Annotated in this window: 14 protein-coding genes; all 14 read left to right on the top strand. The window is 48.0% G+C overall.

The features are described from left to right. Positions 1 to 385: 385 nt before the first annotated feature. The 14 genes from Q0605_RS04635 to Q0605_RS04570 all read left to right on the top strand — a co-directional run bounded on the left by Q0605_RS04635 (position 386) and on the right by Q0605_RS04570 (position 15,107). Positions 386 to 1,333, top strand: coding sequence for an NAD(P)-binding domain-containing protein (locus Q0605_RS04635; protein WP_297881223.1), 948 nt, complete (start codon positions 386 to 388; stop codon positions 1,331 to 1,333). Further along, positions 1,330 to 2,571: a methyltransferase gene (locus tag Q0605_RS04630; RefSeq protein ID WP_298704673.1), complete on the top strand. Its 1,242-nt coding sequence runs from the start codon at positions 1,330 to 1,332 to the stop codon at positions 2,569 to 2,571. Before Q0605_RS04635 ends, Q0605_RS04630 begins: the two co-directional genes overlap by 4 nt. Further along, positions 2,564 to 2,935: a YkgJ family cysteine cluster protein gene (locus tag Q0605_RS04625; protein WP_298704670.1), complete on the top strand. Its 372-nt coding sequence runs from the start codon at positions 2,564 to 2,566 to the stop codon at positions 2,933 to 2,935. Before Q0605_RS04630 ends, Q0605_RS04625 begins: the two co-directional genes overlap by 8 nt. Further along, positions 2,902 to 4,746, top strand: a complete 1,845-nt coding sequence (locus Q0605_RS04620) for a hypothetical protein (protein WP_298704667.1) — start codon at positions 2,902 to 2,904, stop codon at positions 4,744 to 4,746. Before Q0605_RS04625 ends, Q0605_RS04620 begins: the two co-directional genes overlap by 34 nt. 2 nt (positions 4,747 to 4,748) lie before the next feature. Continuing rightward, a complete protein-coding gene (gene trpC / locus Q0605_RS04615; protein ID WP_298704664.1) occupies positions 4,749 to 5,549 on the top strand; it encodes an indole-3-glycerol phosphate synthase TrpC in 801 nt (266 codons plus the stop codon). 948 nt (positions 5,550 to 6,497) lie between these two features. Further along, on the top strand, positions 6,498 to 6,986 hold the full coding sequence (locus tag Q0605_RS04610) for an HIT domain-containing protein (protein ID WP_297917433.1): 489 nt from the start codon (positions 6,498 to 6,500) through the stop codon (positions 6,984 to 6,986). Between the two features lie 15 nt (positions 6,987 to 7,001). Further along, positions 7,002 to 7,838 (top strand): WG repeat-containing protein, encoded by an 837-nt coding sequence (locus Q0605_RS04605; protein WP_298704661.1) that lies wholly within the window; start codon positions 7,002 to 7,004, stop codon positions 7,836 to 7,838. Between the two features lie 16 nt (positions 7,839 to 7,854). Next, entirely contained in the window at positions 7,855 to 8,856 is a 1,002-nt protein-coding gene (locus tag Q0605_RS04600; RefSeq protein WP_298704659.1) for a bifunctional 3,4-dihydroxy-2-butanone 4-phosphate synthase/GTP cyclohydrolase II, read from the top strand. After that, on the top strand, positions 8,853 to 10,010 hold the full coding sequence (locus Q0605_RS04595) for a DNA polymerase IV (RefSeq protein ID WP_298704656.1): 1,158 nt from the start codon (positions 8,853 to 8,855) through the stop codon (positions 10,008 to 10,010). Before Q0605_RS04600 ends, Q0605_RS04595 begins: the two co-directional genes overlap by 4 nt. A 19-nt stretch (positions 10,011 to 10,029) precedes the next feature. Continuing rightward, positions 10,030 to 10,569, top strand: a complete 540-nt coding sequence (locus Q0605_RS04590) for a hypothetical protein (RefSeq protein WP_298704653.1) — start codon at positions 10,030 to 10,032, stop codon at positions 10,567 to 10,569. A gap of 179 nt (positions 10,570 to 10,748) precedes the next feature. Beyond that, complete coding sequence (gene lgt, locus Q0605_RS04585; protein WP_298704651.1) at positions 10,749 to 11,567, top strand: prolipoprotein diacylglyceryl transferase; 819 nt, start codon at positions 10,749 to 10,751, stop codon at positions 11,565 to 11,567. A 94-nt stretch (positions 11,568 to 11,661) separates the two neighbouring features. Then, positions 11,662 to 12,345: a fumarate reductase cytochrome b subunit gene (locus Q0605_RS04580; RefSeq protein WP_298704648.1), complete on the top strand. Its 684-nt coding sequence runs from the start codon at positions 11,662 to 11,664 to the stop codon at positions 12,343 to 12,345. Between the two features lie 10 nt (positions 12,346 to 12,355). After that, positions 12,356 to 14,374, top strand: a complete 2,019-nt coding sequence (locus Q0605_RS04575) for a fumarate reductase flavoprotein subunit (RefSeq protein WP_298704645.1) — start codon at positions 12,356 to 12,358, stop codon at positions 14,372 to 14,374. Next, positions 14,367 to 15,107 carry a fumarate reductase iron-sulfur subunit gene (locus Q0605_RS04570; protein ID WP_298704642.1) on the top strand — a complete coding sequence of 247 codons (741 nt, stop codon included), beginning with the start codon at positions 14,367 to 14,369 and terminating at the stop codon, positions 15,105 to 15,107. The genes Q0605_RS04575 and Q0605_RS04570 overlap by 8 nt, the downstream gene beginning before the upstream one ends. Positions 15,108 to 15,165 lie beyond the last annotated feature (58 nt).

Raw genomic sequence — 15,165 nt, 5'->3', positions numbered from 1 at the left:
GAGAAAGATATGGAATTTAACTTTAGCATAAAGTATACGCTAAATTTTAACTAGCCTTAAAGCTTCTACTAAAAACCCCTGCCTGGGCGGTGAAATTTTAAAATTTTACCGCTCTTACCGCTTTATCTTAGCTCGCAAAATTCCATCTTGACGAAGTAAAATTTTAAATTCGCCGCTTTTGCCGCATGAGCTTTTATAAACGGATTGGCGCCGTGAAATTTAAAATTTAAACGGAGAAAATTATGTCTTTTCAAATTTAGCCAAGCGAGCATCTTAAAGCGTTAAAATTTTAAATTTAAGCTGCGAAATTGCTAGGAAATTCCACTGATTTTAATGGAATTTTTACTATAATTTCGTATGAAATTTAAAAGATTAAAGGAAATTTATGATAGACGTTTACGACTTGGCGGTGATCGGCGGCGGTCCTTGCGGCATCGCTTCCGTAGTAGAAGCCAAAAGAAACGGGCTTGCGCACGTACTTCTGCTTGAAAAAGGCGACAACCACTCTCAAACGATTAGGCAGTTTTACAAAGATAAAAAGCGCGTCGATAAAGAATATAAAGGTTTTGACAGCGAGACGCGCGGCTCTATTTCGTTTGAAACCGGCACGAAAGAGAGCGTGCTAAATTATTTTGACGAGCTCTTAGATAGCGACGAAATCGATACGAATTTCAAAAGTGAGGTCGAAAAGATCGAAAAGCACGCAGATGAGTTTTATATCACGACTAGCTCGGCTGGATACCGCGCGCGCAACGTCATCGTCGCAATTGGCAGGATGGGCAAGCCCAATAAGCCCGCTTATAAAATTCCGCCTTCGATCACGCAACGCGTAAATTTCAATCTCGATAAATGCACGATCAATGAAAAAATTCTAGTCGTTGGAGGCGGTAACTCAGCCGCAGAATACGCTATAGCGCTATGTAAAACCAATGTCGTGACGCTTTGCTATCGCAAGGCTAAATTTACCCGCCTAAACGAGACGAACGAAAGCGACGTAATGCGCGAGACCAAATACGGCAACATCATCTTGCGCTTAGGTATCGATATAGAGGCTCTTGAGAATGAAAACGGCAAGGTGCTGGTAAAATTTGATGATGGCACCGAGCTAGTATTTGACCGTGTGATATACGCGATCGGCGGCACGAGCCCGATCGATTTTCTTAAAAAATGCGGCATCGCTTACGATGAAAACGGCGTGCCGATCGTGGATGAAAATCTCCAGACCGCCACTAGCGGGCTTTACGTCGGCGGAGATCTCATCAGCAGAAGCGGCGGATCGATCGTAGTAGCGATAAATCACGCCCATACCATCATCAAAAATATCCGCAGATGAGGCTTTATCAGCCAAAAAAGGGTTATCGCTACACGAGCGATACGATTTTTTTGTGGAATTTTATAAGAAGCTCAGGCGTGCGTAAAACTGACGTAGCATCGCAAAATGGCTCTTGGGCGCTGGGCTGTGGCGCGGAATTTAAAGACGCGACAGATGGAGGCTTTAATGCAAAATTTTACGCTGCGGATTTCGCAGGCGACGAAGTGGAATTTTGCACCGAGGATTGTGCTTTTAGCAAAGAAGAGTTGTATGCCGCTGACCATAGCACGGAGAACGATCGCGATTTTGGAGGTAAGGGCTGCGCTGAACTTCAAGCGGAATTTAAAATGGAATTTCAAGCGGAATTTCAGGAGAAATTTCAAAGCGAGCGCTATAAAAATTCCTATTTTCAAAGCTACGAAGCCCATCATGCTTTAAAGCCTGATATCGCAAGCGGTGAAAATTTTAAAATTTGTGACGAGCAAATCGCGCAGTCTTTAGAATCTCAAAAGACGCACGATAAAGATTTCGCGAGCAAATTTAAAGGCGCCAAAGCACGCGAGGATTTTGCTGCGGAGTGCTTGCGTGACGGCGGGTTTGCCGCTTGCAATGAGCGTAGCCTAAAAGGCGCGCTAAATCCGCGAGCGATATATGGCGACGTGCTGGATGTGGGCGCAGGATGTGGAATTTTAGGACTTTTACTAAAGCGCGATTTTGAGAGCATTAATTTAAGCTTGCTAGAAATTCAAGAGCGAAATTTAGAAATCTTAAGGCTAAATTCTTTGCAAAACGATCTGCCTGCCGAGATTTTGCACGCGGATTTCGCGGAGTTTAAAAGCAAAAAGCGTTTTGACTTTATCGTCTCAAATCCGCCTTTTTATCGAGAGCGCATTTCGCTTAGCAAAGAGCCTCATATGGCGCTTAGTAAGAGCGCAGCAAGCCTTAGCTTACGGGATTTTGTGCGATCTGCGAATGCTCATCTTAAGCCTGGTGGCACGCTTATTTTTTGCTACGAGGCGGGCAAGCTAGCTAAAATTTGCGAGCTTTTGGGCGAGTTTAGGCTAAATTTGACGAGGCTTGGTTTTATCTATCCCGACATTTCAAAGCCCGCTAAGCTCGCGCTTTTGCAGGCTCGTAAGAACTCGCGCTCGCCCTGTGAGATCGTCCTTCCGATCTACGCTAGCGCGCACGGAAGGCGCACCGAGCAAGCCCAAGCGATCTACAAAAGCGCGGATCTTACGAGCGTGGATTATGAGTGAGTTTGGCTTTAGCTTTGATGCAAGCGCGTGTGAGCGCTGCGGCGGTAAGTGCTGCACGGGAGAGAGCGGCTATATCTGGATAGATGAGAGCGAGATTGCGGCGTTGGCGGTAAAATTTAAAATTTCGCCCGCAAGGCTTAAAGAAATTTATTTACAAAAAATAGGCGCTAAATTTAGCGTAAAAGAAAAGCCCTTTGAAGGCGGTTTGGCGTGCGTATTTTTTGACGAGGCGCAGCGCAACTGCGGGATTTACGAGCTGCGCCCGAAGCAGTGTCGTAGCTTTCCATTTTGGGAATATTTTAAAACGCATACTAAAGAATTGGAGGAAGAATGTATCGGGGTAAGGTTTTTGGCGGAATTTTAATCGCGGCGATGATTTTAGCGCCACAGTATCTAAGTGCGGAGGGTAGGACGAATGCTGCAGTAGCGAAGCAGTCCGTTACGGATAAAAAGGCGTCTGATCGGAATTCCAGCATTGGCACAAAAAACAGTGCAAAAGATGCAATTAAAAAGAGCTTGATAAATCGCGGCGTAAGCGCTACAAGTATAACCAAAGAAAAGCTAAACCACGCGATGCGAGCGCAAGAAGACGCCGAGCTAAATTTCGATTTGCTTACAGCTTTGGAGCTACTGCATAAAGATCCCGTCGCATCGATGTTTTTATACGAAAAGGCATACAATAAAACAGGCTCGTCCGTTTATCTGCTAGAAGCGCTAAAGACTGCTTTTGCGATCAAAGATCGTAAAAATACGGCGCGCTATTTAAAGCTCGGCGAAAAAAGTCTAAGCTCAGACTCTGAGTATCTGCGAGTAAAAATCGGCTACTACTTAGGCATTAAAGATAATCTAAATGCCAATACTGCTGCTCTTAAGCTAGTCACCGTAGATCCAGTTTCGCGTAGTTACGCGATCTTAGCGGCGACATATTATGCGATGGAGAATTTTACTTTAGCCAAAACCTACTTCGAAAAAGCCTATGAGCTAGACAAAACCGACGAAAATCTCATCAGATTATGCGACGTGCTGCTAAATAAACTCGATGATTCGGACGGAGCGATCCGCATCATAGAGACGCATAGGCGCATCTACGGCTGTGCCCAGGGTATGGCGTGCGAGCTGCTAGCCGATGTGTATCGCGCGAATAAGCGCTATTTGGATGTCGCTAAGATCGATGAAGCGCTGTATGAAGCCAAAGGAGATAATAAATTCTTAGACGATATGATAGCGATTTATTACTACTCAAACAACTTTGATAAAATAATCGAGCTTTTGAAAAAATACGACTACAAGCGCGAGCTTCTAATCGATGCCTACGCGCATAAAAAAGACTATAAAACCGCGATTAAAATGGCACGCGATGAGTTTATGAAGACCAAAAATTACGACTTTCTGGCGATCGAGGCGATCTACGAATATGAAAGTGCGGGCAAAAGCGTGGACGCTAAAACCCTGTCTAGCGTAGTGGCAAAATTTGAAAATATCGCGCCGCAGCTTAAAGACCCCGTGCACCTAAACTACTACGGCTACATCTTAATAGATCACGATTTGGACGTTCGCAAGGGCATCGAGCTCGTCCGCCGCGCTCTACAAAAAGACCCCGACTCACCGTATTATCTGGACTCGCTTGCTTGGGGATACTACAAGCTTGGCGAGTGCGACAAGGCTAAAAATGAAATGGCTAAGATCAAAGACGCAGAATTTTTTAATTCTCCCGAAGGCAAAGAGCATTTGGAGGCGATCGATGCGTGCGCCGCTGGCACAGGCGTAGCGCCGCAGAATTCTATATCGCAAAACCCCGCTACGATAAAAGGCTCCGCGCCGAAAGATCAGGCGCCGCAAAGCCCGGCAATAAAAACTCCTTCGCCTAATTCCATAAAATCTACGGCGCCCGAAAGCTCTGCGTTAGATTCCGCGCGTCCAAGTCCCACCACAACGCAGAATTTGGCGCCAAAAGACTCCGCTTCGCAAAATTCTGCTGGGTCTGCAAATTCCGCGATTCAAAACCAGACACCAAATTCCGCGGCTTCTGAAAATTTTGCGACGCCTATAAATTCCGCCGCGCAGAATTCTGCCTCGTCAAGACAAAATTCTGTATCGAGGCAGGATTTTATGCCAGAGCAAAATTCTACGTCGAAAGAGCCCACCGGCTCTAAAATCCAGACACCAAAGCAGTAGCGATGATTTTGGATGAAATTTTAAAACGCACTCGCGAGGATCTGGCGCTTCGTAAAGAAAGACTGCCCGAGGATCTGCTTGGCCGCTCGCTAAGCGCCAATCCCTACGAGCCGCGCGACGTCATAAGCGCGCTTAGAAGCGATGAGAAGGATCCGCTTCGCATCATTGCCGAAATCAAAAAGGCAAGCCCGAGCAAGGGGATCATCCGCGAGGATTTTGAGCCGCTAAGCCTTGCCGTGGAGTACGAAAATGCAGGTGCGAGCGCCTTTTCGGTGCTAACCGAGCCGCATTATTTCAAAGGCGATTTGGAGTTTATCCCGCAGATCCGCCGCTACACTCGCACGCCCATCTTGCGCAAGGATTTCATCATAGATCGCTATCAGGTTCTCGAAGCGCTGGTTTATGGCGCGGATTTTATCCTGCTGATCGCCAAAGCTCTGGAAGGCAAGGAGCTGAGAGAACTGCTTGAGTTTGCCCGCAGGCTGGGGCTTGAGGCGCTGTGCGAGATCCACGATAAGGACGATCTGAAAAAAGTGGTCTTTGCAGGCGCTGATATTATCGGCATCAACCATCGAAATTTAGAGACTTTCGAGGTCGATACGAGCCTGAGCGAGCGGCTAATCCCGCTGATTCCAAACGGCAAGATCATCGTCGCCGAAAGCGGTCTGCACTCGCACGAGCAGCTTTTAAGCTTGCACGAGGCGGGCGTCGATGCGTTTTTGATCGGCGAGCATTTTATGCGCCAAAATGACGTCGGCGCTGCGCTGCGCGAGATAAAGCTCGGCGCGAGCGGCAAAATTTAAATTCGGCTCGTTTAATAGCGCAAGCTTAAACCCGAAGCGAGCGGTTAAATTTAGCGAACGGAGTGAAATTTTAAAGCAGTAAATTTTAAAATTCTGCGGACTTTAAAATTTAACGGCTCTTTAAATTTAGCGCCGCGCCGCAATTTAATATCGCACATCGCGCGAGAATTCACGCTACGCTTTGCATCGTGAGTTTGTTATTGCACATGGCGCGAACAGCTGCGGAGCGAGGTTTAAATTTACGCTTCGCATAGCTTCGCGCAGGCGGGTTTGCGCTTGCGGAATTTGACTGCTTAGGATTGCGAGTTTGCCGCAATGCCCTACATGTCGTACGCTTACGCAAGCCTAGTATTGGCGATTATATACGGCGCCGTAAATTTAATCGCAGCTCGCGATCTAAGCCGCCCGTAGGCTGCAATACATCGCGATTGGGCTTTAACTGAGCCGCAGTTACGCGTGACCGCGCCGCGTTAAATTTTACCACGTGTTGCGATGGTGATTGCGGCGCAGGTTTGGCACCGCGTATCGTGCCTGTGAGTGCGTCAAAGTTTTGTTATAATGCGCCGCGCAAACGACCGCGTAAATTTAAATCGCATGCCGCGTAAGCGTATGTGCTACGCCTTGGCGTCGCGAGCTTGTTATCGCACGCTGTGCGAACGGCTGCGGAGCGGATTAGACGCTATGTTTGCCGCGAGATGAGTGTCCACCAAATACGCGCCCGCCGCGGGCTTCGATCCGCAGAGTGCGTATTGCGCCGAAGTGCTCCGCGATTGCAAAGCATGTCGCGCCCTGCCACGTGCATAGCTCCGCATCGTGCGAGCAAGCGCAGACCGCGTAAATTTAAAATTTTATGAAATTTAGAAGTTTTAAATTCCAAATTTCATAGAATTTTGCTAAACGCAAATTTTAAAATTCCATAGAATTTTGGAATTTCGGAAAGGAAAAGAGATGGATTATCTTTGCGCCCCTTGGCGAAGCGAGTATTTTACCGAAAAAAGAAGCGGCTGTCCCTTCTGCGACGCGGCGGCGGATGCGGCGTTTGACGATCGCAACGGCGTGCTTTTCCGCGCGCAGCACTGCTTCGGGGTGATGAACCTCTACCCCTATAGCCCGGGCGCGTTTATGGTCATACCCTACGAGCACGTCGATAATATCGAGTGTCTTAGCGACGACGCGTGGGCGGAGATGAGCCGCTACGTGCGCGCCGGAGTGGGGATCTTAAAGCGCACTCTGGGTGCAAACGGCGTAAATATCGGTATGAATCTCGGCGCCGCCGCGGGTGCGGGCATAGCCGAGCACGTGCACTATCATCTCGTGCCGCGGTGGCAGCGCGATACGAATTTCATCACGACGATCGCAAACGTCCGCGTAAACGGCGTTTCGTTCGCCCCGCTTTTTGAGAAGCTAAAGGCGGCTTACGCGGAGATTAAAATTTAAATTCGGAAGATCGAGATGGTATCGGCATGGGTTAAAAAGAACGATAAATGGGGTTTTATCGATAAAACGGGAAAGGAGATAGCTTCTTGCGTCTATGATGACGTTTCGTATTTTAGCGAAGGCCTAGCATGCGTTAGAAAGAACGATAAATTCGGCTTCGTCGATAAAACGGGCAAAGAAGTTATTCCCTGCATATATGATCGGGCCGAGGAGTTTTGCGAGGGCTTGGTGCGGGTTAATAAGAACGATAAATTCGGCTTTATCGATAAAACGGGTAAAGAGGTGATTTCTTGTATATATGATGATGCTTATAATTTTGAGGAAGGACTGGCGGAAGTTCAAAAAAGCGGCTATTGGGGCTTTATCGATAAAACCGGCAAAGAGATCGTTCCTTGTATATATGATGATGTTGGCGTTTTTCGCGAAGGCTTGGCGGACGTTAAAAAGAACGATTATTGGGGATATATCGATGAAACGGGAAAAGAAGTTATTCCTTGCATATATGATCGGACCGGGAGTTTTTGCGAAGGCTTAGCAAAGATTGAAAAGGACGGCAAATGGGGCTTTATCGATAAAACGGGCACAGAGGTAGTGTCTTGTATATACGAGCTTGTTTGGGATTTCGACAATACCTTGTGCGGATATTATGACGAAATCAAATATTACGAAGGATATGTTAAAGTCAAAAAAGAGGGCAAATGGGGGCTGCTAGATGATGAGGATAATGAAATTGTAAAGCCGGTGTTTTATGACGAAGTAGAATTTGTGAAAGTTTTAAGCGACGACTATATCAAGATTATTTTAGACGGTCGCGAAATAATCGTTGATAAAAACGGCAAGATAATATCGTAAATTTAAAGGAGAGATAATGGTTAGCGTAGAGCAAGCGATCGAGGATCTGAAAAACGGCAAAATGCTCGTTATGGTCGATGACGTCGATCGCGAGAACGAGGGCGATTTGGTGTTTGCGAGCACCTTTAGCAGCGCACAGAAGGTAAATTTTGCGATCACGCACGCTCGCGGAGTGCTGTGCGTGGCGCTTAGCCCGCAGATTGCGCAGCAGCTAGATCTAAATTTGATGGTCGATAAAAACACCTCGAATCACGAGACCGCATTTACCGTCACGATCGACGCGAAGGACGCCAAGACGGGCGTAAGCGCGTATGAGCGCAATATGACGATCGAGCTGATGTCGCGCGTGGGCGCTCGCGCGGATGATTTCGTCCGCCCGGGGCATATCTTCCCGCTTATCGCCAAAAGCGGCGGCGTGCTCGCCCGCACGGGGCACACCGAGGGCTCTACGGATCTATGCCGCTTGGCGGGGCTTTCGCAAAGCGCCGTGATCTGCGAGATCGTCAAAGACGACGGCGATATGGCGCGCAGGGACGATCTGGAAAAATTCTGCGCGCAGCACGGCATCAATATGATCTCGGTCGCGCAGATCGTGCAGTACCGCCTAAAACACGAAACTCTCGTTAAATTTAGCGAGCCAAAAAGCGCTCTGCTGTGCGGCGAAGCGGCGAAATTCTACGACGTGAGCGATCACGAGGGCAACGAGCACCGCGCCTATATTTTCGGCGAGCTGGGAAAGAGCGCGCAGACGAACGTGAAATTTCATAAAATTTCAAGCGATCTGGAATTTTTAAGCGATATGAAATTTAACGATTTCATGCGCGATCTGAACGTTTTGCGCAAAGAGGGCGGCGTGCTTTTGATGCTAAAATCCGCGCAAAATCGCACTGATTTTAAGAGCTTTGGCATCGGAGCGCAAATTTTGGCGCATCTGGGCGTGAGAAAAATCAAAATTTTAAGCAAGAGCGAGCCGAAAGACTACGCGGGGCTTAGCGGATTCGGGATCGACATAGTTTGATAGCTCATATCGATTTGGACAGCTTCTTCGTCTCTGTAGCGAGGCTTGCGGACCCCGCGCTTGCGGGCAAAAAGATCGCGGTCGTCGGAGGCGGCGACGAGGAGATTTTCGGGGGCAAGAGCGAGCTTGGCAGCGTGATTTTAAGCGCGAGCTACGAGGCCAGAGCCGACGGCGTGCACTCGGCTCAGCCCGTAAAACAGGCGCTTGCTCTGTGCCCACAGCTCATTTTGGTGCGCGCCAGACATGGCGAATACCGAAAAATTTCACGCGAAATTTATGAGTTTTTACTAAGCTTTACGCCCGAGATCGAAAAATTTAGCATCGACGAGTTTTTTCTAAATTTACGTGGCACGGCATACGACGCGGACGCGCTGGGCTTTGCTGCGTTTTTACAAAGCGAGATTATGCGCCGTTTTAGCCTTCCGTGCAGCGTCGGTCTTAGCGAAGCAAAACTTATCGCAAAGCTCGCCACCAGCCTTGCCAAGCCCTTCGGCGTGCGGCAAATTTTAAAATCGCAAATCGCGCGCGAGCTATCCGCCGTGCCGGTAGCGAAATTCCCGGGCATCGGCAAGGCGGCGCAAAAAACGCTCGGCAAATACGGCATCGTAAGCTTCGGCGACGCGCTAGGACACAGAGAAATTTTTGAAAAGATGGGCGCAAACGGCAGGAAAATTTTTGCAGCCCTTAGTGGCGAGGATGAGGGCGAGGTCGTCTCAAAGCGCGAGCGCAAAAGCATCGGCTTTGGGCGCAGCTTCGCGCCGTGCGCCGATCGGGACGAGCTGCGGCGTAAAATTTTAATTTTGGCGCGCCATTTGGCAGGCGAAGTGCTCGCAAGGGGCCTAAAGCCCGCGACGTATGATCTAAAGATCCGCTACAAATCGCGCGAGGAGTTTTCGCATCAGATCAGCCAGGATAGGGCGTTTAGCCTAAGCTTGCTGAGCGAGACCGCGCTTGAACTGTTTAGGCTCTGCGACGTGAAAAAAAGCGCACAGATAATCCACGTAGCGCTAAATCTTTCAAATTTCGGCGGCAGATCAGGCGGCTCGCTACTTTTTGGCGAGATCGATAAAAAGCAGCAGAGCTTGGATCGATCTTTAAGCAGGATTTGGGAAAAATTCGGCATCGAAAAGCTAAAAAAAGCGAGCGAAATTTGATTAAATTTAAAGGAAAAAGATGAAATTAGGCGAGCTATACTCGGTGATCTGCATAATCTTCGCGACGAATTTCAGGGGCGTGATAGATGAGCAGAAGTTGCGCGGCTTGGGCAAAAACTGGATCATCGTAAATAAAAATATCGAGAACAAAAACGGCCACGAGCTTTGGCAAAAGGTACAAGGCGAGCCTTACGAGGCGCTAGAGCGCGATTTTGAGGCGCTAAAAGGGGCGTTTGAGATGGATTTTTTCAAGCTCATAAGCGAAAGCGAAGTGGAGCTGTTTTATGAAAAATGCCGCTTCAAAAAGCCTTTTGCAGAGCTTAAAAGCGCTCACGCGGCCAATATGCTAGCACTTCTTGCCATGATCTTTAAGCAAAACACAGACGCGAAATCGCATAAAATTTTGACGCTATATCTGGCGCAATTTATTATTCCTAGCTTTTCCGCGCTTGCTACGCACGTGCAGATAAACGCTAAAAGCAGCTACTACAAGGCGCTCGGGTGGTTTTTGGCGGATTTTTGCCGCGTGGTGAAAGAGACGCTGGGGCTTAGGGTTTAAAGAAGCGGAATTTTGAAGCTTTGCGGTGCGAAATTTTAAAATTCTAAACGATTTTGGCGGCGCAGAATTCTATGGAATTTTAGAATTTTGCCTGCCCGGAATTTTAGCGGCATGGAATTTTACAAAATTTTAAAATTTCGTAGTCCGCGAAATTTGAGATGAAATTTTAAAGGAAAAATTTGAATTACTGGAACGAAATTTACGCCCACTTTGATCCCGTGGCATTCAGCGCGTTTGGTATAAACGTGCACTGGTACGGCATTATGTATGTTTTGGCGCTACTTACGGCGCTATTTATGGCAAAGTATTTTGTAAAAAAAGACGGCCTTGGCTTTAGTGATAAGATGCTTGATCGCTACTTTATCTGGGTTGAAGTGGGCGTCATTTTGGGCGCGCGGCTGGGATATATCGCGATTTATTCGGGCGAGGCGGCGTGGTATTTCAGCCATCCGTGGCAAATTTTCAACCCCTTTCATAACGGCGAGTTCGTGGGCATTCGCGGTATGAGCTATCACGGCGCGGTCGTCGGATTCGTGATCGCGACGGTTTGGTTTTGCAAAAAATTTAAAACCGATATGTGGGCGCTGCTCGATCTCGTGGCGCTTAGCGTGCCGCTTGGGTATTTTTTCGGACGCGTGGGAAATTTTTTAAATCAGGAGCTTTTCGGGCGCGAGACGAGCGAGCCGTGGGGGATTTTGGTGGGCGGCACGTTGCGTCACCCAAGCCAGCTTTACGAAGCGGTTTTGGAAGGACTGGTAATTTTCGTGATTTTATTTTTCTACCGTAAATTTAAGAAATTTAACGGCGAGCTGATATGTTTGTACGCGATGCTATATACGGCGTTTAGATTTTTTGTAGAATTTTTTAGGCAGCCGGACGATGGGCTTGGCTTTGTATTTTTAAATTTATCGATGGGGCAAATTTTATCTTTGGTGATGTTTTTGATAGCAGTTTTCTTAAAGCAGTCTTTGAAGAAAAAACTAATTTGCAGAAATTAAATTAATCTAAAGTTAAAAAGTAATATAATCTCTTTACAAAAATGTAAATTTTCGTTTAGCGGGGATTTATAATCATCTTTTTTAAGGAGAACCTATGCTAGGTCGCATTGAAGGCTTTACGGGCAGATCCATAGACGGCAAAAAAAGCCGCATTATGGCTTTGCAAGACGTGGCGCAAAGCATCAGCGGGCTGATTTTGGCCTGTTTTATGCTGTGTCATATGATATTTACCGGCACGATTCTGATCGGTAAGGGCGCGTTTGAGGGCGTCGTACATTTCGCCGAACCAGGCGGAATTTATTTCGTTACAAACATCGTCGCTTTCGTGATTTTCGTGATTTTCGTAGTTCACGCGTTTTTGGCGATGAGAAAATTTCCGGCTAACTACGCCGCTTACAGGGCGTTTAAAGCGCACAAAATGCGAATGAAGCATTGCGACACGACGCTTTGGTGGTTTCAGTTTTGGACGGGATTTTTCCTATTTTTCTTCGCGGCGGCTCATATTTTAACGATCGTATTCGGTCCTAAAATCACCGCAGATCTTGCTATCGCACGTTTTGGACAGCTTCACCTATTTTATTTCGTTTTATTGATTTTCGTAGTAACTCACGCTAGCATCGGAATTTATAGATTATATATGAAATGGATCAGCATAGACGGCACGAAGGCGGAAATTCAAAGGAAAAGAGCTCTCATCAAAAAGACGGTTTTCATCGTTTGGGGTGCATTTTTCCTGCTTTCGATAATCGCCGATTTCAAATGGTTAAGTTTAGAATAGGGAGCTTAGGATGAATGTAATATATTGCGATTCTTTAGTTATTGGCGGCGGTTTGGCGGGCTTAAGAGCTGCGATCGCTACCGGAGAGAAGGGGCTTAGCACCATCGTTTTGAGTCTGATCCCCGTTAAGCGCTCACACTCTGCGGCAGCTCAAGGCGGCATGCAGGCATCGCTTGGAAATTCCAAAATGAGCGAGGGCGACAACGAGGACGTGCACTTTGCCGATACCGTAAAAGGTAGCGACTGGGGCTGTGATCAGGATGTCGCTAGGATGTTTGCGCAAACGGCGCCTAAAGCGATCCGCGAGCTTGCGGGCTGGGGCGTTCCTTGGACCAGGATTACTAGAGGCGAGCGAAGCGCTATTATCAACGCTCAAAAAACCACGATTACCGAAAAAGATGAGGTTCACGGACTTATTCACAGCCGCGACTTCGGCGGTACGAAAAAATGGCGAACCTGCTATACCGCCGATGCTACGGGACATACGATGCTTTTTGCCGTTGCGAATGAAGCGCTAAAGCATAACGTCGATATTCATGATAGAAAAGAAGCGATTGCGCTAATTCATGCAAATAACCGCTGCTACGGCGCAATCGTGCGCGATTTGGTTACCGGCGAAATTAGCGCATACGTCTCGAAAGGCACACTGATCGCTACCGGCGGCTACGGCAGAGTTTATAAACACACCACAAACGCCGTCGTTTGCGAGGGTATAGGTGCTGCTATCGCGCTTGAGACGGGCGTCGCGCAGCTTGGAAATATGGAAGCGGTGCAGTTTCACCCTACGCCTATCGTTCCGAGCGGAATTCTACTTACCGAGGGTTGCCGCGGCGACGGCGGAATTTTGCGCGATGTGGACGGCTACCGCTTTATGCCGGATTATGAGCCTGAGAAAAAAGAACTTGCTAGCCGCGACGTCGTAAGCCGCCGCATAATGGAGCATATAAGAAAAGGCAAGGGTGTCAAAAGCCCTTACGGCGAGCACGTTTGGCTTGACATATCGATCCTCGGACGCGAACATATCGAGAAAAATTTACGCGATGTACAAGAAATTTGCGAGATTTTCAACGGCATCGATCCTGCCGACACCGAGGTAATAACCGACGAGCAGGGCAGAAAGCGCGGTAAAGGCTGGGCTCCGATCCTTCCTATGCAGCATTACTCGATGGGTGGCATCAAAACAAAAGCTACGGGCGAGAGTCCAACGCTAGCTGGACTTTTCAGCGCGGGCGAGGCTGCGTGCTGGGATATGCACGGCTTTAACCGCTTGGGCGGAAATTCCGTCGCCGAAACCGTCGTCGCGGGCATGATCGTGGGCGAGTATTTTGCGGAGTATTGCCAAGGACACGACGTCGATATCAATACGCACGATATCGAAAAATTCGTAGATAAAGAGCAAAACTATATGAAAAGCCTGCTTGAAAAAGAGGGTAAATTTAACGTATTCGAGATCAAAAACAAGATGAAAGACGTGATGTGGGAGCACTGCGCGATCTTCCGTACCGGCGAGGGGTTAGCCAAAGCCGTAAAAGAGCTTGAGGAGCTTTACAAGCAGTCCTTGGACGTCAAAGTAAGCAATAAAGAGCTTTTCGGAAACCCAGAGCTTGAGGAGGCTTATCGCGTACCGAAGATGCTAAAGCTTGCGCTTTGTATCGCCAAGGGCGCGCTTGATCGCACAGAAAGCCGCGGCGCGCACTTCCGCGAGGATTATCCGAAACGCGACGATCTAAACTGGCTAAAACGAACGCTTGCAAACTGGAAAGAGGGCGATACGATGCCTACCTTGACCTATGAGCCGCTTGATATTATGAAGATGGAGATGCCGCCTGCGTTCCGCGGATACGGCGCCAAAGGCAATATCATCGAGCATCCAGACAGCGCCGTGCGCCAAAAAGAGGTCGATGAAATTCGCGAAAAAATGCAAGCCGAAGGCAAAGGCAGATATGAAATTCAAGAAGCATTGATGCATTATGAATTGCAGCCAAAATATAAAGCACCTAACGAAAGAGCAGGTATAGGATATGAGTAGAAAAATAACAATAAAGGCATTTAAGTATAATCCGCTAAGCAAAATTTCAAAGCCGCACTTCGCTACTTACGAGATCGAAGAGACCGACGGAATGACGTTGTTTATCGCGCTTAACGTGATTCGTGAGAGATTTGATCCCGAGCTAAGCTTCGACTTCGTTTGCCGCGCGGGTATCTGCGGTAGCTGTGGTATGCTCGTAAACGGCAAGCCGCAGCTTGCGTGCCGCACGCTTACTAAGGACTATCCGGACGGCGTGATCGAGCTTATGCCGCTTCCATTTTTTAAGTTGCTAAAAGATCTTAGCGTCGATACGGGCAACTGGATGAATGCTATGAGCAAACGCGTAGAGAGCTGGATTCACACCGATCACGAAACCGACATCTCTAAGCTTGAGGAGAAGGTTGAGCCAGAGGTTGCGCAGGAGGTTTTCGAGCTGGATCGCTGCATCGAGTGCGGTATCTGCGTAGCTGCATGCGGCGTAGCGATAATGCGAAAAGACTACATCGGCGCCGTCGGTATCAACCGCGTGGCACGCTTTCAGATCGATGCGCTGGATAAGCGAACCGATGAGGATTTTTACGAGCTAATCGGCGATGATGACGGAGTATTCGGCTGTATGACGCTGCTAGGCTGCGAAGACCACTGCCCTAAGCACCTTCCGCTTCAAAGCAAAATCGCATATGTTCGCCGCAAGCTTGCCGCTCAGGGCAAATGCGGCTGCGGCGACAAATAAAATTTAAGCGGGATCTTCCCGCTTAAATTTATCTTCTAAATTTCGCTTTTTTAAATTA

Origin of the sequence: uncultured Campylobacter sp. (assembly GCF_938017705.1) — a bacterium.
Classification (GTDB): Bacteria; Campylobacterota; Campylobacteria; order Campylobacterales; family Campylobacteraceae; genus Campylobacter_B.
This window is presented reverse-complemented; position numbering and strand designations above follow the sequence as displayed.

Coding starts and splice junctions, on each gene's coding strand:
- Q0605_RS04625 (WP_298704670.1), top strand. CDS start 2,564: ATGAGTGAGTTTGGCTTTAGCTTTGATGCAAGCGCGTGTGAGCGCTGC.
- Q0605_RS04605 (WP_298704661.1), top strand. CDS start 7,002: ATGGTATCGGCATGGGTTAAAAAGAACGATAAATGGGGTTTTATCGAT.
- Q0605_RS04570 (WP_298704642.1), top strand. CDS start 14,367: ATGAGTAGAAAAATAACAATAAAGGCATTTAAGTATAATCCGCTAAGC.
- Q0605_RS04610 (WP_297917433.1), top strand. CDS start 6,498: ATGGATTATCTTTGCGCCCCTTGGCGAAGCGAGTATTTTACCGAAAAA.
- Q0605_RS04635 (WP_297881223.1), top strand. CDS start 386: ATGATAGACGTTTACGACTTGGCGGTGATCGGCGGCGGTCCTTGCGGC.
- Q0605_RS04600 (WP_298704659.1), top strand. CDS start 7,855: ATGGTTAGCGTAGAGCAAGCGATCGAGGATCTGAAAAACGGCAAAATG.
- Q0605_RS04620 (WP_298704667.1), top strand. CDS start 2,902: ATGTATCGGGGTAAGGTTTTTGGCGGAATTTTAATCGCGGCGATGATT.
- Q0605_RS04580 (WP_298704648.1), top strand. CDS start 11,662: ATGCTAGGTCGCATTGAAGGCTTTACGGGCAGATCCATAGACGGCAAA.
- Q0605_RS04575 (WP_298704645.1), top strand. CDS start 12,356: ATGAATGTAATATATTGCGATTCTTTAGTTATTGGCGGCGGTTTGGCG.
- trpC (WP_298704664.1), top strand. CDS start 4,749: ATGATTTTGGATGAAATTTTAAAACGCACTCGCGAGGATCTGGCGCTT.
- Q0605_RS04590 (WP_298704653.1), top strand. CDS start 10,030: ATGAAATTAGGCGAGCTATACTCGGTGATCTGCATAATCTTCGCGACG.
- Q0605_RS04630 (WP_298704673.1), top strand. CDS start 1,330: ATGAGGCTTTATCAGCCAAAAAAGGGTTATCGCTACACGAGCGATACG.